We start from the raw sequence: 16,865 nt of genomic DNA on the forward strand, positions 1-16,865 counted from the left end.
TCCAAGGCGCCTTTCAGGCCACTCCGGGATCTGACGTCTGCTCGGGCGCGGCCAGCACGTCGTCGATCTGGTACCGGTTCGCGGCGTCGACGGCGACCGACATGTCGATGTTTCCGTCGCGGGCCAGCCCCTCGAGCACCGCGACGGCGATCGACTCGGCGTCGGTGTTGAAGTAGCGGCGCGCGGCGGGGCGGGTGTCGGAGAACCCGTAGCCGTCGGTGCCCAGGGTGATGTAGGTGCCCGGCACCCACGGCCGAATCTGTTCGGGCACGCCGCGCATCCAGTCGCTGACCGCGACCACGGGCCCGGCCACGTCGGCGAGCGCCTCGGTGACATAAGGCGTTTCGGCCGGACGGCCGGGATGGCGCAACCGCTGCTTCTCGACCCGGACGCCGTCGCGGTTGAGCTCACCCCAGCTGGTGACCGACCAGACGTCAGCGGCGACGTCCCAGTCGTTGGCCAGCAGGTCCGCCGCGCGCAGGGCGTCGGGCATGGCCACACCCGAGGCGAGGATCTGCGCGACGTGCGACCGCTTCTCCGGCGCAGGGCGGTACCGGTAGATACCGCGCAGCAGGCCGTCGACGTCGAGGTTCTCCGGTTCGGCGGGCTGCTTGTAGGGCTCGTTGTAGATGGTGATGTAGAAGAACACGTTCTCCTGGCTCTCGCCGTACATCCGCTCCAGGCCGCTTTCGATGATGTAGGCGATCTCGTAGGCGAACGCCGGGTCGTAGGCCACCACCGCAGGGTTGGTCGCCGCCAGCAGCACCGAGTGCCCGTCGGCGTGCTGCAGACCCTCGCCGACCAGCGTGGTGCGTCCCGCCGTCGCGCCCAGCAGGAACCCGCGGGCCATCTGGTCACCGGCGGCCCACAGGTTGTCGCCGGTGCGCTGGAAGCCGAACATCGAATAGAAGATGTAGACCGGGATCATCGGCTCGTTGTGCGTCGAGTACGACGTGCCGGCCGCGATGAAGCTGCCCGACGATCCGGCCTCGTTGATGCCCTCGTGCAGGATCTGGCCGACGTCGCTTTCCTTGTAGGCCAGCATCAACTCGGCGTCCACCGACGTGTACAGCTGCCCGTTGGGGTTGTAGATCTTGAGGTTGGGGAACCACGAGTCCATCCCGAACGTGCGGGCCTCATCGGGGATGATCGGCACGATGCGCCAACCGATCTCCTTGTCGCGCAACACTTCTTTGAACGTACGCACGGTGGCCATCGTGGTGGCCACCTCCTGGTTGCCCGACCCCTTCTTCAGGGATTTGTAGGTGTCGCGGCCGGGCAGTGTCAGCACCTTGCCCTTGGTGCGTCGCTCCGGGATGAACCCGCCCAGCGCGCGTCGGCGCTCGAGCAGATAGCGGATCTCGGGCGCTTCCGGCCCCGGGTGGTAATACGGCGGCAGGTACGGGTCCTCTTCGAGTTGGTCGTCGCTGATGGGCACCCGCATCGCATCGCGGAAGTACTTGAGGTCTTCCAGCGCAAGCTTTTTCATCTGGTGGGTGGCGTTGCGGCCCTGGAAATGGGCGCCCAGCGAGTAACCCTTGATGGTCTTGGCCAGGATGACCGTCGGTTGGCCCTTGTGATCCAACGCGGCGCGGTAGGCGGCGTAGACCTTGCGGTAGTCGTGGCCGCCGCGCTTGAGGTTCCAGATCTCCTGATCGGACAGGTGCTGCACCAATTGCTTGGTGCGCGGGTCACGGTTGAAGAAGTGCTCACGCACATAGCCGCCGTCGTTGGCCTTGTAGGTCTGGTAATCGCCGTCGGGGGTGACGTTCATCAGGTTCACCAGTGCGCCGTCCTTGTCGGCGTGCAGCAGCGCATCCCACTCGCGGCCCCAGACCACCTTGATGACGTTCCAGCCCGCACCGCGGAAGAAGGACTCCAGTTCCTGAATGATCTTGCCGTTGCCGCGCACCGGGCCGTCCAGGCGCTGCAGGTTGCAGTTGACGACGAACGTCAGGTTGTCCAGGCCCTCCAGCGCGGCCACGTGGGCCAGCCCGCGGCTTTCGGGCTCGTCCATCTCACCGTCGCCCAGAAACGCCCACACGTGTTGGTCGGAGGTGTCCTTGATGCCGCGGTTGTGCAGGTAGTGGTTGAAGCGGGCCTGGTAGATGGCGTTCATCGGGCCCAGCCCCATCGACACGGTGGGGAACTCCCAGAAGTCCGGCATCAGTCGCGGGTGCGGGTACGACGGCAGCCCGCCGCCGGGATGGCTGTGTTCCTGCCGGAAACCGTCGAGGTCATCGGCGGTCAGCCGGCCTTCCAGGAACGCGCGGGCGTAGATTCCCGGCGAGGCGTGGCCCTGCACGAAGATGTGGTCCCCGCCGCCGGGGTGCGATTTGCCACGGAAAAGGTGGTTGAAGCCGACCTCGTACAGTGCCGCCGAGGACGCATATGTCGAGATATGGCCTCCCACACCGACTCCCGGGCGCTGGGCGCGGTGCACCATGATGGCGGCGTTCCAGCGGATCCAGGTCCGGAAGCGGCGTTCGACCTCCTCGTCACCGGGGAACCACGGCTCGGATTCGGTGGGGATCGTGTTGACGTAGTCGGTGGATGTCAACGCCGGTATGGCGACGCGCTTCTCGCGGGAGCGCTCCAGCAGGCGCAACATCAGGTAGCGGGCCCGTGCCGGTCCCGAGCGTTCCACCATCTGTTCGAACGACTCGAGCCATTCGCCGGTCTCTTCCGGATCGATGTCGGGCAGATACGACGCCACCCCTTCGCGGATCACCCGAACTCGGTCGGGTTCGGCTGGGGTGGTGGAGTTTTGGGCCAGATCCTGGCGCGCGAACTCGGTGGTCAACTTCCGCTCCTTGTTAGGCGGTATAGGTGTTTACCGATGTGCACAGATGTTTTCTGCGCGTTATCCATCTTCGTCCCATCCTGCCCCAGGCGCACCGCCGGGGGTGTGAACCGAATGAAGCGGCGGTCGCGGATTTGAACCGGTAACGTCTGCAGACCGTGCAGATCGGTGGGCTGTTGCAGCAGCGGCTGCGGATCGCCGCTCTGGCGTTGGGCAGCCTGGCTGCCGTCGCGATGATCATCGTCGGTTGCAGCAGCGTCACCGAAGGCACCGCACGCGTCGACGCGGGCGAAGCGCCGGTCTACCGGGCGTCGGTGTCGGCCTCGATCGAAGAGTCGGTCTCCAGTTCACGCGCGCAGGAATCGGCACGTCAGACGTCGCTGACCAGGGCGGCCGTCCGCTCCTCCTGCGAAGCGCTGAGCTCGAGCAGCGTCGATGCGGTCACCGCGGTCAACGACTACGTCGACGCGTTCAACCAGAACTCCGCCGACGTCATCGTCAAGACAGCGCCGGCGATCGACGCCCTCAACCACAGCGCCGACCTGGTCGCGCGCAGCGTGTCAGACCCGTTGACTCCGGAGCTGAAGGACGCGCTGCGCGCGTGGGTGGACGCGGCAAGGGGCGTGGCCACCGCGATCGAGGGCAATTACGGGCCCGTCGAGTTCAATGCGGCGATCACCCGGCTCAACGATACGAAGACCTCGGCGCTGAACCTGTGCGATGCCGCATACTGACGCGATACGGTGCGGATTCGACGAAAGTGACGCCACGCGCCTGCAAACGCAGCCCGCCGTGCGACGATAGGTCGAATGCGCATGGCGCGCCCGAGTTGGCTGAAGGAGGACCACGGTGGTCGCGGCGGACAACGCCTCGAGCTACGCCCGCAGACTGGGCATCCAAAAAGACCAGGTTGTGCAGGAGTTGGGCTGGGACGAAGACACCGACGACGACATCCGGGCCGACATCGAAGACGCGTGCGGTAGCGAGCTGCTCGATGAGGACGCCGATGAGGTCATCGATGTCGTGCTCCTGTGGTGGCGCAACGATGACGGCGACCTCGTGGACCGGTTGATGGACGCCATCACCCCGCTCGCGGACGACGGCGTCATCTGGGTGGTCACGCCCAAGACGGGTAAGCCCGGCCACGTGCAGCCTGCCGACATCGCCGAGTCCGCGCCGACGGCGGGGCTGATGCAGACGTCGTCGGCCAACCTCGGCAATTGGATCGCCACCCGGTTGGTGCAGCCGAAGTCCAAAGCCGCCGGGAGGCGCTAGGTGATCGAGGTCGGTACCGAGGCGCCGGACTTCACGCTCAAGGACCAGAACGGTCAATCCGTCACGCTGAGCAGTTACCGGGGCGAGAAGAACGTGGTGCTGGTGTTCTTCCCGTTGGCGTTCACCGGGATCTGCCAGGGCGAACTCGACGAGATCCGCGACAACCTGCCCAAATACGAGAACGACGACACCGCGGTCCTGGCGATCTCGGTGGGCCCGCCGCCCACCCACAAGATCTGGGCGACGCAGAGCGGTTTCCTGTTCCCGGTGTTGTCGGACTTCTGGCCGCACGGCGCGGTGGCGCAGGCCTACGGCGTCTTCAACGACGACGCGGGCTTCCCGAACCGCGGCACGTTCGTGGTGGACCGCTCCGGCGTCATCCGGTTCGCCGAGATGAAGGAGCCGGGGGAGCCGCGCGACCAGTCGGTGTGGGCCGAGGCGCTGACCGCGCTGCGGGCCGGCTGAATTTCCTGTCGCACGAGGTCGGCGTGTAGCTTGCCTTCGCAGGGGCGCGTAGCTCAGTGGTAGAGCTCTGGTTTTACACACCAGCGGTCGGCGGTTCGATACCGTCCGCGCCCACTCTTTAGACGACTCGCTTCCCGCGGCGCGCGCGCATCCGCATGTCCCACAGGTACAGCTGGTAGCCGAGCAGCCACACCTCGCGCGGCACCACACGATCCGCGATGCGCAGCATCGTCAGCAGCTGATCGAACCGGCGCTGCTGACCGGGCGACCAGCGCAACTGCATGTGCTCGCGGAACTCCGGGGGCAGGAAACCCGTCGTCGCCCACAGGTTGAACCGCCCGGCAAGCAACCGCAGCGGCGCGGGCAACATCGCCATCGCCGCGACGCCGTGCAGGTGTTCGCGCACCGGCTCGTCGATGCGCAGCTCGTCCAACGACCGCTTCCAGTACTCCTCGAAGGCGGCTCGATCCGGCGGCCACATGTCCGCGCCGACCTGCAGTGTCGTGCCGAGACTGCGCGCGTCTTCATACACGGCGTCAGCGGCGTCGGCATCGAGCGGTCCGTACAGGAACTCGTGCTGGTCGACGTAATAGCGATACAGGCAGGCCGCCACCCACAACTGCAGCCGCGGGTCGAACGCCCGGTACGACACCGGACTTGCTTTCGTCGACCGCACCATCGCGTGCACCCGGTCCACCTCGCGGCGGATCAACTCGCGGTCTTCCTGCGTGCCCATGGTCGCCACCGCCAGGTACGTCCCGGTCGTGCGTGCCCGTTTGAACGGACGCTTGTAGACGTTGCCGCTGTCCACCGGGCTTTCCAGCACCCCGTATCCCACCCCCGGCAACGCCAACTGCATGATCACGTTGGCCGCAGGCAGCAACGCCGCCGCCGGATTGATCAGATCGATGACGCGGGTCGGCCGCCGCGGTGGTCCCAGCCTCATGGCTTCGAGTGAACCACTTTGTGAGACGCTCCCGAAGTGTTTGCGTCGACGACATTGGGACTTGCGGCGGGCTGCATCGCCGATTATCTGCTGGGTGACCCGCGTCGTGGGCATCCGGTGGCGTTGTTCGGCCGCGGCGCAGCGGCTTTGGAGCGTGCGACGTATGCCGACTCCCGAGCCGCAGGCATCCTTCACACCGGCGCGCTGCTGGGAATGCTCGGCGTGTTGGGTTTGGCGGCCGACCGCGCCGGCGCGCGTCGCGGCCCACTCGGCAGCGCGGCGGTGACGGCGGCTGCGGTGTTCGTCGCGCTCGGCGGCACCTCGCTGAGCCGCACCGGCAGCACCATGGCGGACCATCTGCAAAACGACGATCTGGACGCGGCCCGGCGGCTGCTACCGTCGCTGTGCGGACGTGATCCCGCCGTCCTCGACGCAGCCGGGCTGACCCGCGCGGCGCTGGAATCCGTCGCCGAGAACACCTCCGACGCCCATGTCGCGCCGCTGTGGTGGGCCGCGGTCGGCGGCGTGCCCGCCGTGCTGGTCTACCGCGGCGCCAACACGCTCGACGCCATGATCGGCAACCGGTCTGCCCGGTATACCCGGTTCGGTTGGGCGGCAGCACGATTCGACGACCTGATCAATTACCAGGCCGCACGCGCGACGGCGGCGCTGGTCGCGGTGTGCGCACCGGTGGTGGGCGGCTCACCCGTCGGCGCGGTGCGCAGCTGGCGGCGTGACGCGGCCCGCCATCCCAGCCCGAACGCGGGCGTGGTCGAGGCGGCCTTCGCCGGCGCGCTCGGCGTGCAGTTGGGCGGTCCGACGCAGTACGCCTACGAGCTGGAGATCCGGCCGACGCTCGGGGAAGGCTCGGCGCCTGAGGTCAGCGACCTCGCGCGGGCGGTGCGGTTGTCGCGCGCCGTACAGGTCGCCGCCGCAGTTATCGCGTTCGCACTCAGCGCCGCCGGCCATAACGGTCGGCGAGCTTGTCCTCCGTGCTGAGGGGCGCATCCGGCTCCGCCGCCGCAGCCTCCTGCGCTTCCTTCTCTCGCCGGCGTTGTCGCAGTTCGGCATACACGAAATAGCCCAGGCCGATCGGGGCGACGATGCCGAACGTGATCCATTGCAGGCCGTAGGACAGAAACGGTCCGGCGTCGAGGTGCGGCAGGGCCAGTTCCCCGAGCCCACCCGGTTGATCCCCGGTGAGCTGCAGATACGAGCCGGTCAGCGGTACCCCGGTCAGCTGCGAGATCTGCTCGACGTTGATCGAATACACCTGCTGCGTCCCGTCCTGACGCATGGGATCCTTGCCGCGGGCCAACCCCTCGGAGTCGCGTAGCCGGGCCACGATCGTCACCTCGTCGGCGGGTACCGGCGGGATCTCCGGCACCGCGGAACCGTCGACCGGGCGCACGAAGCCCCGGTTGACCAACACGGTAGGGCCGTCGGCGACATCGAAGGGCACCAGCACCTCGAACGCCGGTTCACCCTCGACCACCCGCAACCGCGCCAGCACCTGCGCCTCGGGCAGATAGCGTCCGGTGGCGGTGACCAGCCGCCATTGCTCATCGGGAGCCACCGAATCCTGCTGCGGCAGAAGTGATGTCACCGGCACCGGATCGGCCTTCAACGACTGGGTGATCTGCGCGTTCTGGCGTGATGTATCGGTGTTCTTACCCAGTTGCCACGGCGCAAGCACCGTGAAGCACAGGTAGGCGAACGCGATCACCACGACGATCAGGGCCAGCCATTGTGGCCGCAGCAGAAATGCCAAGCGTCGCATCAGCTTGCGATTCCCCGAGCGGTCAGTTGTTCGTCGACCCACGCGTGCAGCCCCGGCAGCGCCGACTCGATCACGCGGAACACCTCTTCGAAGTCGTCGTGATCGCCGTAGTAGGGGTCTTCCACGTCGAGTACATGCGCACCCGAGCGCGGGTCGAACGAGCGCAGCATCCGGATCCGCTCCTGGGGCACCCCGAGCTCGCTCAGTATGCGGACGTGGTTGCGGCCCAGCGCGATGACCAGATCGGCCGACATGTGATCGTCGTCGACCTGGGCGGCACGGTGTGACGTCGGATAGCCGTGGTTGCGCAGCACATGGCTGGCCCGCCGGTCCGCCGGCGCGCCCGCGTGCCAGCCGCCGGTGCCCGCGCTGGTCACCCGGACCGCCTCGGACAGGCCGCGTTCGCTGATCTGGTGGGCGAACATCTTCTCCGCCATCGGCGACCGGCAGATGTTGCCGGAGCAGATGAACGTCACGTGCAGCAGGTCAGACACCCAGCACCTCGCGTAGCTCGTCGACGTCGGAGACGTGCGCCCGTGCGGCCGGGCTGTCCGGGTCGTCGAAATCCCCGCGGCCGTAACCCCATCCGACCACCACGGTGTCGATGCCGTGTTCGGCGGCGCCTTCCACGTCATGGGACCGGTCGCCGACCATCAGGACACGCTCGGGCAGCGGGGTCAGTTGGGCCACCGCGTGCGCGACCACGTCGGCCTTGGTCGCCCGGGTGCCGTCGACGCTGGCGCCGGCGATCACCTCGAAATGGTCGTCGAGGCCGAAGTGGGCGAGGATGCGCTGCGCCGTCGGTTCGGCCTTGGAGGTGGCCACCGCCATGCGCACGCCGGCGGCCTGCAGGTCGGCCAGCAGCGCCGGAATGCCGTCGAACACCCGGTTGATCGCCCACCCCCGGTTCCGGTAATCCGAACGGTAGGCCGCGATCGCGGCGTCGGTCTGGTCGCCGAGGCCCAGTTCCTGCAGCGTGTGGTGCATCGGCGGGCCGACCACCATGCTCGCCAGGTCCCCGTCGGGTACGTCGGCACCGACCGAGCCCAGCGCATGGCGGAAGCTCGAGACGATGCCCTCCGCCGAATCGGTCAGGGTCCCGTCGAGATCGAAGATCACCAGATGCGGGCGGGTCGCCGCAGCGGTGTGGTCCAACATGTCGGTCACGGCACCATTCTCCCCGATCACAGAAGTACGCTGCCCGGCGCACTAGGGTCGTGTTGTGGCGAGTCCATTTCCGGGTGCGACGCGTGCGGGCGCCCGCTACCACGGCGATCAGGCCGCGGCTCCCGGCATGCTCGACTTCGCCGTCAACGTCCGCACCGACAGGCCTCCGACCTGGCTCGTTGACCGGCTGGCGGCTCGGTTGCCCGATCTCGGCCGCTATCCGAGCGCCGCCGACGAAGAGCGCGCGGTCACCGCCGTCGCCGCTAGGCACGGGCGCAGCGCCGACGAGGTCGCGCTGCTTTCCGGGGCGGCCGAGGGATTTGCGCTATTAGCGAACCTGCGCCCGCGGCTGACCGCGCTGATCCAGCCGTCGTTCACCGGGCCCGAAGCCGCGCTGGCCGCAGCCGGGCTGCCGTTCGAGCACGTCGTGCTCGCCCCGCCGTTTCACCTGTCCGACGCCCCGGTCCCCGACGCGGCCGACCTCGTCATCGTGGGCAACCCGACCAATCCCACGTCGGTGCTGCACACCCGCGAGCAGGTGCTGGCGCTGCGCCGCCCGGGCCGCATCCTCGTGGTCGACGAGGCGTTCGCCGACGCGGTCCCCGGCGAGCCGGCGTCGCTGGCGCGCCAGTCGCTGCCCGGCGTGGTGGTGCTGCGCAGCCTCACCAAGACGTGGGCGCTGGCCGGGCTGCGGGTCGGCTACGCGCTGGGCGCGCCCGAGGTGCTCGACCGGATGACCGCACGACGGCCGCACTGGCCGCTGGGCACGCTGCAACTGGAGGCCATCACCGCGTGCAGCTCCCCGGAAGCGGTGGCTGAGGCCGACGGTGGTGCGCACCGGCTGGTCGGGCTGCGCGCCGAGATGGTGACCGGCTTGGCTAGCATCGGCGTGGATGTCGTCGACGGATGCGCCCCGTTCGTCCTGGTCTCGGTCGGTGATGCGGCGTTGACGCGAAAACACCTGTACAACAAAGGAATTGCCGTGCGCCGCTGTGACACGTTCGTCGGTTTGGATGGTCAGTACCTGCGCGTGGCGGTGCGTCCGGAGTGGCCGGTGCTGGTCGACGCGATGGCTGAGGTGCTGCGGTGAGCGTGCGCCTGGCCGACATCATCGACGTGCTCGACGCGGCCTATCCGCCGTCGCTGGCGCAGGACTGGGATTCGGTGGGCCTGGTGTGTGGTGATCCGGCCGAGTCGGTCGAGGCGGTCACCGTCGCGGTCGATGCGACCGCCGCCGTCGTCGCCGAGGTGCCCGAGGACGGTTTGCTGCTCGCGCACCACCCGCTGTTGCTGCGCGGGGTCGACACCGTGGCGGCCAGCACCGCCAAAGGCGCCCTGATCCACCAGATGATCCGGACCCGCCGGTCGCTGTTCACCGCGCACACCAACGCCGACGCGGCGTCGCCGGGGGTCTCCGACGCGCTCGCGGAGGCACTGGGCCTGACCGTCGAGCAGGTCCTCGCGCCCACCTCCACGGGGCCCGACCTGGACAAGTGGGTGGTGTTCGTCCCCGTCGACGACGCCGACGCGGTGCGCCTGGCGATGTTCGACGCCGGCGCCGGACGGATCGGCGACTACTCGCACTGCAGTTGGAGTGTGGCGGGCACCGGCCAGTTCCTGCCCCACGACGGCGCGTCGCCGGCGATCGGCAGCGTGGGCACCGTCGAACGCGTTTCCGAGGACCGGGTCGAGGTGATCGCGCCCGCCGCGCGTCGCGCCGACATCCTCGCCGCGCTGCGCTCGGCGCATCCCTATGAGGAGCCGGCGTTCGACATCTTCACCCTCGCGCCCATCCCCGGCAACGTGGGACTGGGCCGTATCGGTGTGTTGCCGAAGCCGGAGCCGTTGTCGGCGTTCTTTTCTCGGGTGCACGAGGCGCTGCCTGCCACGTCGTGGGGCATCCGGGCCTGCGGTGATTCAGACGCGGAGGTGTCACGGGTGGCGGTGTGCGGGGGAGCGGGCGATTCGCTGCTCGACGTCGTCGCGGGCGCCGACGTGCAGGCCTATGTCACCTCCGATTTGCGCCACCACCCCGCCGACGAACACCAGCGCGCATCCGATGTGGCGCTCGTCGACGTGGCGCACTGGGCCAGTGAGTACCCCTGGTGCCGCCAGGCCGCAGCGCTGTTGCGTGACCAATTCGGCGACGCGCTCGCAGTGCGCGTGTCGGCGATCCGAACCGATCCATGGAATGTCGAGAGAACGAGTCATGAAAGCTGAAGTAGCGCAACAACGTTCGTTGCTTGAATTGGCCGAGCTCGACGCCGGGCTGAACCGGATCGAGCACCGGGCCAAGAATCTGGCCGAGCAACAGCGCCTCGAAGAGGTCCAGACGACCCTGCAGGATGCCAACGACACCCTCGCCGCGCTGCAGCTGGCGATCGACGACCTCGACGAGCAGATCGCCAAGTTCGAAACCGAGATCGATGGCGTGCGTCAGCGCGAGGACCGCGACCGCCGCCTGCTCGCCGACGGCAGCGTGGACGCCAAACAACTCACCGAGCTGCAGCACGAGCTGCAGACGTTGGAGCGCCGGCAGACGTCGTTGGAGGACTCCCTGCTGGAAGTGATGGAGCGGCGCGAAGAACTGCAGCGCGACCAGGCGGAGGCGCTGGCAAGAATCGACGAGCTGCAGGGCCAGCGAAGCGAGGCACAGAAGGCCTGCGACGAAGCTCAGACCGAGATCGACCAGCAGCGCCACCAAAGCCTTTCCCGGCGAGACGAACTGCTCGCACACCTGGACCCGGACCTGGCCGCGCTGTACGAGCGCCAGCGCGAACGCAGCGGCGCGGGCGCCGGTCCTCTGCAGGGACGTCGTTGCGGCGCCTGCCGGATCGAGATCGACAAGGGTGAACTGGCACGCATCTCCGCCGCCGCAGAAGACGACGTGCTGCGTTGCCCGGAGTGCGGGGCTATCCTGTTGCGGCTCAACGGAACGAGCGCGTGAAGGTCATCGTCGAAGCTGACGGCGGGTCCCGCGGCAATCCCGGGCCCGCGGGCTACGGAACGGTCGTGTGGTCGCAGGACCGCGCCACGATGCTCGCCGAGAGCAAGCAAGCGATCGGCTACGCCACCAACAACGTCGCCGAGTACCGCGGGCTGATCGCGGGCCTGCAGAAGGCGGCAGAACTCGGCGCTTCCGAGGTCGAGGTCCACATGGACTCCAAGCTGGTGGTCGAGCAGATGGCGGGCCGGTGGCGCGTCAAACATCCTGATCTGGCGCCGCTACACCAGCAGGCCACGGCGCTGTCGACGCAGTTCGACCGTGTCAGCTACGAGTGGATTCCGCGGGCGAAGAACTCATACGCCGACCGGTTGGCCAACCAAGCGATGGATGCCGCGACTACACAGACGTCCCCGGCGGGTTGGACCGGTGCACGCGGCGAGCCGACCCGGTTGCTGCTGCTCCGTCACGGCCAGACCGAATTCTCGGCGCAGCGACGCTATTCCGGGCGCGGTAACCCGGCGCTGACCGAGACCGGACGCCGGCAGGCCGAACTCGCCGCGCAGTACCTGGCGAACAAGGGCGGCGTCGATGCCGTCGTCACCTCGCCGCTGCAACGTGCGTACGACACCGCAGCGGCGGCGGCCAAAGCCCTCCGCCTCGATGTCGTCGTCGACGACGACCTGATCGAAACCGACTTCGGCGCATGGGAAGGGCTGACGTTCGTCGAAGCGTCGCAGCGTGATCCGGAGCTTCACCAGCGATGGTTGCGTGACACCTCGGTGACCCCGCCCGGCGGGGAGAGCTTCGACAACGTGGCCCAACGCGTGCACCGCGCCCAGAACCGCCTCGCCGCCGAGAACGGCGGGCAGACCCTGCTGGTGGTGTCGCATGTGACGCCGATCAAGACGTTGCTGCGGATGGCGCTGGATGCCGGACCCAGCATCCTTTACCGGTTGCACCTGGATCTGGCGTCGTTGTCGATGGCCGAGTTCTATCCCGACGGTGCAGCATCCGTGCGGTTGGTCAACCAGACGGACTATCTGACCTCACTCGTGTAGGTGCAGACGTTCGCCGTGCAGGCCGAAGATGGTAATGGCCTCAACGGGTCCGTCGACCACGCCGAACCAGTGCGGTGTCCATGTCGAGAATTCCACTGCCTCACCGGGTTTGACCGTGAAGTCGCGGTCACCCAGGATCAAGCGCAGCTCCCCGGACAGCACGTACATCCAATCCTGGCCTTCGTGCACGGGCAGTTCGTCGGGCGGTGTGCGGCGCCGCCCGCTGATCCGAATCTTGTAGGCGTGCAGGCCGCCCGCGGCCTGGCGGGTCAGCGGCCAGTACGTGATGTTGTGGTGGGTGTGAGAACTGGTCCGTACCCGAGGATCTGGCGCCTCGGGCTCGCGCAGCAGTTCGTCGGTGCTCACCGAGAGCGCCGCGGCCAGGCGGGGGAGATGGTCGAGCGCCAGCCGCCGCTTACCCGACTCCAGCCGGCTCAGCGTCGACACGTCGATATTGGACCGGGTGGCGACGTCTTCGAGTGTCAGCCCGTGTTGTGTCCGCAGTTCGCGCAGCCGGCGTCGTACCCGGACGTCGACGCTTTCCTCCGCTTTTGCCTCCATGGCAAACCAGCTTGGCATTTCGGCCGCAGGTCTGCAAGGTGGGTTTCATGGATACGACATGGGACTGCGTGATCGTGGGCGGCGGATCGGCCGGCCTGAGCGCGGGCTTGGTGCTCGGCCGAGCGCGTCGGCGGACGCTGTTGGTGGACGCCGGATCTCAGAGCAATCTGCCCGCGCACGGAATTGGTGGCCTGCTGGGCCACGACGGGCGCCCACCTGCTGATCTGTACGCCATCGGCCGCGGTGAACTCTCGGCCTATCCGAGCGTCGAGGTTCGCGACGGGAAGGTCACGGCGGCACAGCGGGTCGACGACCAGTTCGTTGTGCAACTAGGCGACGGTCGACGCGAACGGGCTCGTCGGATACTGCTGGCCGGCGGCATGGATTACCGCCCGCCCGATGTGCCTGGGCTGGCTGAACTGTGGGGCCGTTCGGTGTTTCACTGCCCGTTCTGTCACGGCTGGGAAGTGCGTGACCAGCCGTTGGCGGTGTTGGGGCGTGGTGAACGTGCGGTGCATTCGGCGCTGCTGCTGCACGGCTGGAGCGACGATATCGTGGTGTTGACCGACGGGCCCAGCGACCTCGACGACGCCGATCAGGCCCGGCTGTCCGCGGCCGGCATCGGTGTCGATGAACGACAGGTCGCCGAACTCGCATCGGAGAACGGCGAATTGACAGCCGTCGTATTCACCGACGGATCCCGGGTGGCGCGCAGGGGCATGCTGGTGGCCACGACGCTTCATCAGCGCTCACCGCTGGCTGAACAGTTGGGCGTGGAATTCGGCGGCCCCACACCGATTTCTGTCGATCCCGTTGCGGTGGACGCCCAATACCGCACCACCGCGCCCGGCGTGTTCGCAGCGGGTGATGTGAGCGCACAGATGCCGCAAGTGGCCGCCGCAGTGGCAAGCGGTTCATTGGCCGCGGCCGCAGTGGTGCAAAGTCTTGTCGCCGACCAGCATGGTCTGGCCGTTCCAGGAGGGAGCCGACATGTCAACGCCTGACGCCAAAACCCATTGGGAAGAGCACTACGGTGAACGTAACCGGGTCTGGAGTGGACGAGCCAACGCCCGCCTCGTCGAGGTCGCCGAATCGCTAAAGCCCGGCCGAGCCCTGGATCTGGGCTGCGGCGAGGGTGGCGACGCGCTGTGGCTGGCCGAACGCGGTTGGCACGTCGTCGGCGTCGATATCTCCGAAACTGCGCTGCAACGTGCGGCAGCCGACGCCCAGGAGCGGGGAGTCAGCGATCGGGTCACGTTTGCGCAAGCCGACCTGCCGGAACAGTTTCCGGACGGCACATTCGATTTAGTGTCGGCGCAGTTCCTGCACTCCACGCTTCCGCTAGATCGTCCTCGAATCTTTCGACGGGCGGCTGATGCGATCCGCCCCGAGGGACTGCTGCTGATCGTCGACCACGGCGGGCCGCCGCCCTGGGCGTCGAAGCTGCACCACGATCACGAGTTCCCCAGCGCCGAAGAAGTGTTCGCATCGCTGAACCTGACTGCTGCGCAGTGGGAGTCGCTACGGGTGGAATCGGCCGAGCGGGAGGCGTCGGGTCCCAATGGCGAGTCGGGCACCCTGGTCGACAACATCATCCTGCTGCGGCGACGCGCTTCCGACGCGTGAGGACGAGGGGTTGACCGTCGGTGATTGCGACCGTGTGTTCGCTGTGGGCCGTGCGAGATCCGTCGGCTGATCGCAGGGTCCAACCGTCGGGGTCGTAGACGATCTTGTCGGTGCCTGCGGCGAACCACGGCTCCAGGGCGAGCGTGAGGCCGGGACGCAGTTTCAGCCCACGGCCCGCGCGACCGATGTTGGGTACATGCGGATCTTCGTGCATGGTGCGGCCCAGCCCGTGGCCGCCGAAGTCGGTGTTCACGCGGTAGCCGTAATCTGCTGCCACGGAACCGATCGCCGCGGAGATGTCGCCCAACCGGTTCCCGGGCAGTGCCGCCGCGATACCCGCCGACAGGGCTTGTTCGGTGGCCTCGATGAGGCGCTGGTCCTCAGGTCGAGGAGTGCCGACGATGATGCTGCGCGCGCAGTCGGCGACCCAGCCATCGATGGATACCGCGATGTCCATGCTGAGCAGGTCACCGTCGGCCAGCACGTAATCGTGTGGCATCCCGTGCAGCACAGCGTCGTTGACCGATAGGCAGATCACGTTGCGAAATGGCCCGCGGCCGAACGACGGCGCATAGTCCCAGTAGCACGACGTGGCGCCGCGCTCGGCGATCAGCGCTCGGGCGCGGTCTTCGAGCTCGAGCAGGTTCACGCCGGGGCGGGCACGGTCGGAGAGGTCGTCGAGCAGCTCGGCGAGGAACGCGCCGGTGACGGCCATCGCTTCGACTTCGCGCGGTGTCTTCAACTCGACCATCGACTGGCACTCCTCTGCAGCGTGAGCGGTATGAAAATACCACCCTAGCGCGCGTGGCCGGTATTTTCATACCGGGTCCGCGGTAAGCTCGGCGTATGGTCCGTGTCCCGTTGACGACAGAACAGCTCGCCGCAGGGAAGCGCATCGGCGAGCGGCTCAGGCAGGCCCGCGGTGACCGCACCCTCGCGGAAGTAGCTGACGCGGCCGCGATTTCCCCCGAGACCTTGCGCAAGATCGAGACGGGCCGGCTGCCGACGCCGGCGTTCACCACCATCGCGGCCCTGGCCCGCGTACTTCCGTTGTCGCTGGACGAGCTCGCCGATATCTGCTTGGCTCGGGTCGATCTTCAGAACATTGGGTGAACTGTCTCGCCTGTGGCGTCACTGTTGCCGATGTAGTCGCCGAAAGGCGTTTTAGCCCTTAGTCTCAGGGCGAGACCCTTGTTTCCCTTGTTTTGCCAAAGCGACCGTAGGAGATTGCGAGCCGATGAAGAGACCACCGGTGGGGACGACGGCGGGAATTATCGCCGTCACTCTGAGCCTTGGGCTCGTGGGCTGTGGTTCCAGCACCGACACCGCATCCACGACGACGCCGACGTCGGGCGAAACCACTGCTACTACGGCCACAACGACTCCAGCGGCCGACGAGCCCGACACGATCAACGACTACATCGTTAAGAACGATATTGCCGAAACGCCGATCAAGCCTGGCGAGCCGGGAACCCCGAAGGTCGATTTCCCGCTGCCGCCGCAATGGCGCGACGCCGGCGACGAGACGCCGGACTGGGCCTACGGTGCCATCCTCTACGACCACCCGACGGATCCCAACAATCCGCCTGACTTGTACGCGATCGCCTCCAAGCTCACCGGAAACGTCGACGCGGCAAAGATCCTCGAGCTCGCACCGCAGCAGCTACGGGAGATGGCCGAATTCAAGCCGTTGGGCGAACCTGAGAAAAATGATCTGAGCGGCTTTGACGCGATTTCGTTTTACGGGACCTACATGAACGAAGGTCAGGAGCGATTCGTCGCCCAGAAGACGATCGTCATGCCGGCAGCCGATGGACTTTTCGTCCTGCAGCTCAACGGTGACAGCCTCGCGAGCGAACAAGACGTGGTGCTCGACGCCGCCGAGGTGATCAATCAAGAGACGACCATCACTTTGCCGCAGTGACCGCCGACCACCCAACCGACGCAGCGCGCTTTACCGACGGAGAAGCATCGATATGAAAATCCAAGCCACGACGGCAGGGTTCCTGCTGGCCTCGGTGTGCAGTGCCGTGCTGATGGCATCGTCGCTGCTGACTGCGCCAGCCGCGCAAGCGCAGTGTACGGCTGGAGAGCAATGGGATCCGCGCACCCGGATCTGCTGGCCGCATTCACAGGACACACTTGGCGTTACTGGGACGGGTGGCTGGTGTAAGCCGGGCAGGCTCGGACTATGCATCGCGGCCTGGGAGAACTCGGTTCGCCCGGGTGCAGCGCTC

The 16,865-nt window shown here is 67.4% G+C and carries 19 protein-coding genes and 1 tRNA gene; 13 read left to right on the plus strand and 7 right to left on the minus strand.

Going from position 1 to position 16,865, the window contains the following annotated elements; all coding sequences use genetic code 11:
- Window positions 1-13 precede the first annotated feature (13 nt).
- Window positions 14-2,803, minus strand: a complete 2,790-nt coding sequence (gene aceE / locus ABQE93_RS17650) for a pyruvate dehydrogenase (acetyl-transferring), homodimeric type (RefSeq protein ID WP_448409312.1) — start codon at window positions 2,801-2,803, stop codon at window positions 14-16.
- 158 nt (window positions 2,804-2,961) lie between these two features.
- On the opposite strand from aceE, the gene ABQE93_RS17655 reads away from it, so the two are divergent.
- From ABQE93_RS17655 to ABQE93_RS17670, 4 genes are all read left to right on the plus strand, one after another.
- Window positions 2,962-3,537: an Rv2240c family protein gene (locus ABQE93_RS17655; RefSeq protein WP_448409311.1), complete on the plus strand. Its 576-nt coding sequence runs from the start codon at window positions 2,962-2,964 to the stop codon at window positions 3,535-3,537.
- A 115-nt stretch (window positions 3,538-3,652) separates the two neighbouring features.
- Window positions 3,653-4,078, plus strand: coding sequence for a DUF3052 domain-containing protein (locus ABQE93_RS17660; protein ID WP_448409309.1), 426 nt, complete (start codon window positions 3,653-3,655; stop codon window positions 4,076-4,078).
- Window positions 4,079-4,543 carry a peroxiredoxin gene (locus ABQE93_RS17665; RefSeq protein ID WP_448409308.1) on the plus strand — a complete coding sequence of 155 codons (465 nt, stop codon included), beginning with the start codon at window positions 4,079-4,081 and terminating at the stop codon, window positions 4,541-4,543.
- Between the two features lie 42 nt (window positions 4,544-4,585).
- Window positions 4,586-4,657 (plus strand) — tRNA-Val (locus ABQE93_RS17670).
- A 4-nt stretch (window positions 4,658-4,661) separates the two neighbouring features.
- Here ABQE93_RS17670 and ABQE93_RS17675 read toward each other — a convergent pair.
- Window positions 4,662-5,489: an oxygenase MpaB family protein gene (locus tag ABQE93_RS17675; RefSeq protein ID WP_448409306.1), complete on the minus strand. Its 828-nt coding sequence runs from the start codon at window positions 5,487-5,489 to the stop codon at window positions 4,662-4,664.
- 36 nt (window positions 5,490-5,525) lie between these two features.
- Between ABQE93_RS17675 and ABQE93_RS17680 the strand changes: the two genes are divergently transcribed.
- Complete coding sequence (locus tag ABQE93_RS17680; protein ID WP_448409304.1) at window positions 5,526-6,488, plus strand: cobalamin biosynthesis protein; 963 nt, start codon at window positions 5,526-5,528, stop codon at window positions 6,486-6,488.
- Here the strand turns inward: ABQE93_RS17680 and ABQE93_RS17685 are convergent.
- Genes ABQE93_RS17685 through ABQE93_RS17695 form a run of 3 tightly spaced genes read right to left on the minus strand, consistent with a single transcriptional unit; the run spans window position 6,442 to window position 8,427 of the window.
- Entirely contained in the window at window positions 6,442-7,269 is an 828-nt protein-coding gene (locus ABQE93_RS17685) for an SURF1 family cytochrome oxidase biogenesis protein (protein ID WP_448409302.1), read from the minus strand. The two genes, ABQE93_RS17680 and ABQE93_RS17685, sit on opposite strands and share 47 nt — an antisense overlap.
- On the minus strand, window positions 7,269-7,763 hold the full coding sequence (locus ABQE93_RS17690) for a low molecular weight protein-tyrosine-phosphatase (RefSeq protein WP_448409301.1): 495 nt from the start codon (window positions 7,761-7,763) through the stop codon (window positions 7,269-7,271). Before ABQE93_RS17690 ends, ABQE93_RS17685 begins: the two co-directional genes overlap by 1 nt.
- On the minus strand, window positions 7,756-8,427 hold the full coding sequence (locus ABQE93_RS17695; RefSeq protein ID WP_448409443.1) for an HAD-IA family hydrolase: 672 nt from the start codon (window positions 8,425-8,427) through the stop codon (window positions 7,756-7,758). Before ABQE93_RS17695 ends, ABQE93_RS17690 begins: the two co-directional genes overlap by 8 nt.
- Before the next feature lie 136 nt (window positions 8,428-8,563).
- Between ABQE93_RS17695 and cobC the strand changes: the two genes are divergently transcribed.
- From cobC to ABQE93_RS17715, 4 genes are read left to right on the plus strand one after another with little or no spacing between them, the layout of a single operon-like run.
- On the plus strand, window positions 8,564-9,526 hold the full coding sequence (cobC, locus tag ABQE93_RS17700; protein ID WP_448409442.1) for an Rv2231c family histidinol phosphate aminotransferase CobC: 963 nt from the start codon (window positions 8,564-8,566) through the stop codon (window positions 9,524-9,526).
- Entirely contained in the window at window positions 9,523-10,656 is a 1,134-nt protein-coding gene (locus ABQE93_RS17705) for a Nif3-like dinuclear metal center hexameric protein (protein WP_448409300.1), read from the plus strand. The genes cobC and ABQE93_RS17705 overlap by 4 nt, the downstream gene beginning before the upstream one ends.
- A complete protein-coding gene (locus tag ABQE93_RS17710) occupies window positions 10,646-11,383 on the plus strand; it encodes a zinc ribbon domain-containing protein (RefSeq protein WP_448409299.1) in 738 nt (245 codons plus the stop codon). Before ABQE93_RS17705 ends, ABQE93_RS17710 begins: the two co-directional genes overlap by 11 nt.
- The gene (locus tag ABQE93_RS17715) at window positions 11,380-12,441 is read left to right on the plus strand and encodes a bifunctional RNase H/acid phosphatase (protein WP_448409298.1); all 1,062 of its coding nucleotides are present in this window, start codon (window positions 11,380-11,382) and stop codon (window positions 12,439-12,441) included. The genes ABQE93_RS17710 and ABQE93_RS17715 overlap by 4 nt, the downstream gene beginning before the upstream one ends.
- Here the strand turns inward: ABQE93_RS17715 and ABQE93_RS17720 are convergent.
- Complete coding sequence (locus ABQE93_RS17720; RefSeq protein ID WP_448409297.1) at window positions 12,430-13,002, minus strand: type II toxin-antitoxin system RelB family anti-toxin; 573 nt, start codon at window positions 13,000-13,002, stop codon at window positions 12,430-12,432. The two genes, ABQE93_RS17715 and ABQE93_RS17720, sit on opposite strands and share 12 nt — an antisense overlap.
- A 47-nt stretch (window positions 13,003-13,049) precedes the next feature.
- On the opposite strand from ABQE93_RS17720, the gene ABQE93_RS17725 reads away from it, so the two are divergent.
- Both ABQE93_RS17725 and ABQE93_RS17730 read left to right on the plus strand, forming a co-directional pair.
- Complete coding sequence (locus ABQE93_RS17725; RefSeq protein WP_448409296.1) at window positions 13,050-14,006, plus strand: NAD(P)/FAD-dependent oxidoreductase; 957 nt, start codon at window positions 13,050-13,052, stop codon at window positions 14,004-14,006.
- Window positions 13,993-14,628, plus strand: a complete 636-nt coding sequence (locus ABQE93_RS17730) for an SAM-dependent methyltransferase (protein WP_448409294.1) — start codon at window positions 13,993-13,995, stop codon at window positions 14,626-14,628. Before ABQE93_RS17725 ends, ABQE93_RS17730 begins: the two co-directional genes overlap by 14 nt.
- Here ABQE93_RS17730 and map read toward each other — a convergent pair.
- On the minus strand, window positions 14,594-15,379 hold the full coding sequence (map, locus tag ABQE93_RS17735) for a type I methionyl aminopeptidase (RefSeq protein WP_448409292.1): 786 nt from the start codon (window positions 15,377-15,379) through the stop codon (window positions 14,594-14,596). The two genes, ABQE93_RS17730 and map, sit on opposite strands and share 35 nt — an antisense overlap.
- A 95-nt stretch (window positions 15,380-15,474) precedes the next feature.
- Between map and ABQE93_RS17740 the strand changes: the two genes are divergently transcribed.
- Both ABQE93_RS17740 and ABQE93_RS17745 read left to right on the plus strand, forming a co-directional pair.
- Window positions 15,475-15,741: a helix-turn-helix domain-containing protein gene (locus ABQE93_RS17740; RefSeq protein ID WP_448409291.1), complete on the plus strand. Its 267-nt coding sequence runs from the start codon at window positions 15,475-15,477 to the stop codon at window positions 15,739-15,741.
- 124 nt (window positions 15,742-15,865) lie between these two features.
- Window positions 15,866-16,552, plus strand: a complete 687-nt coding sequence (locus ABQE93_RS17745; protein WP_448438072.1) for an envelope biogenesis lipoprotein LpqN — start codon at window positions 15,866-15,868, stop codon at window positions 16,550-16,552.
- Window positions 16,553-16,865: the final 313 nt, after the last annotated feature.

The organism is Mycolicibacterium sp. XJ662 (assembly GCF_053484035.1).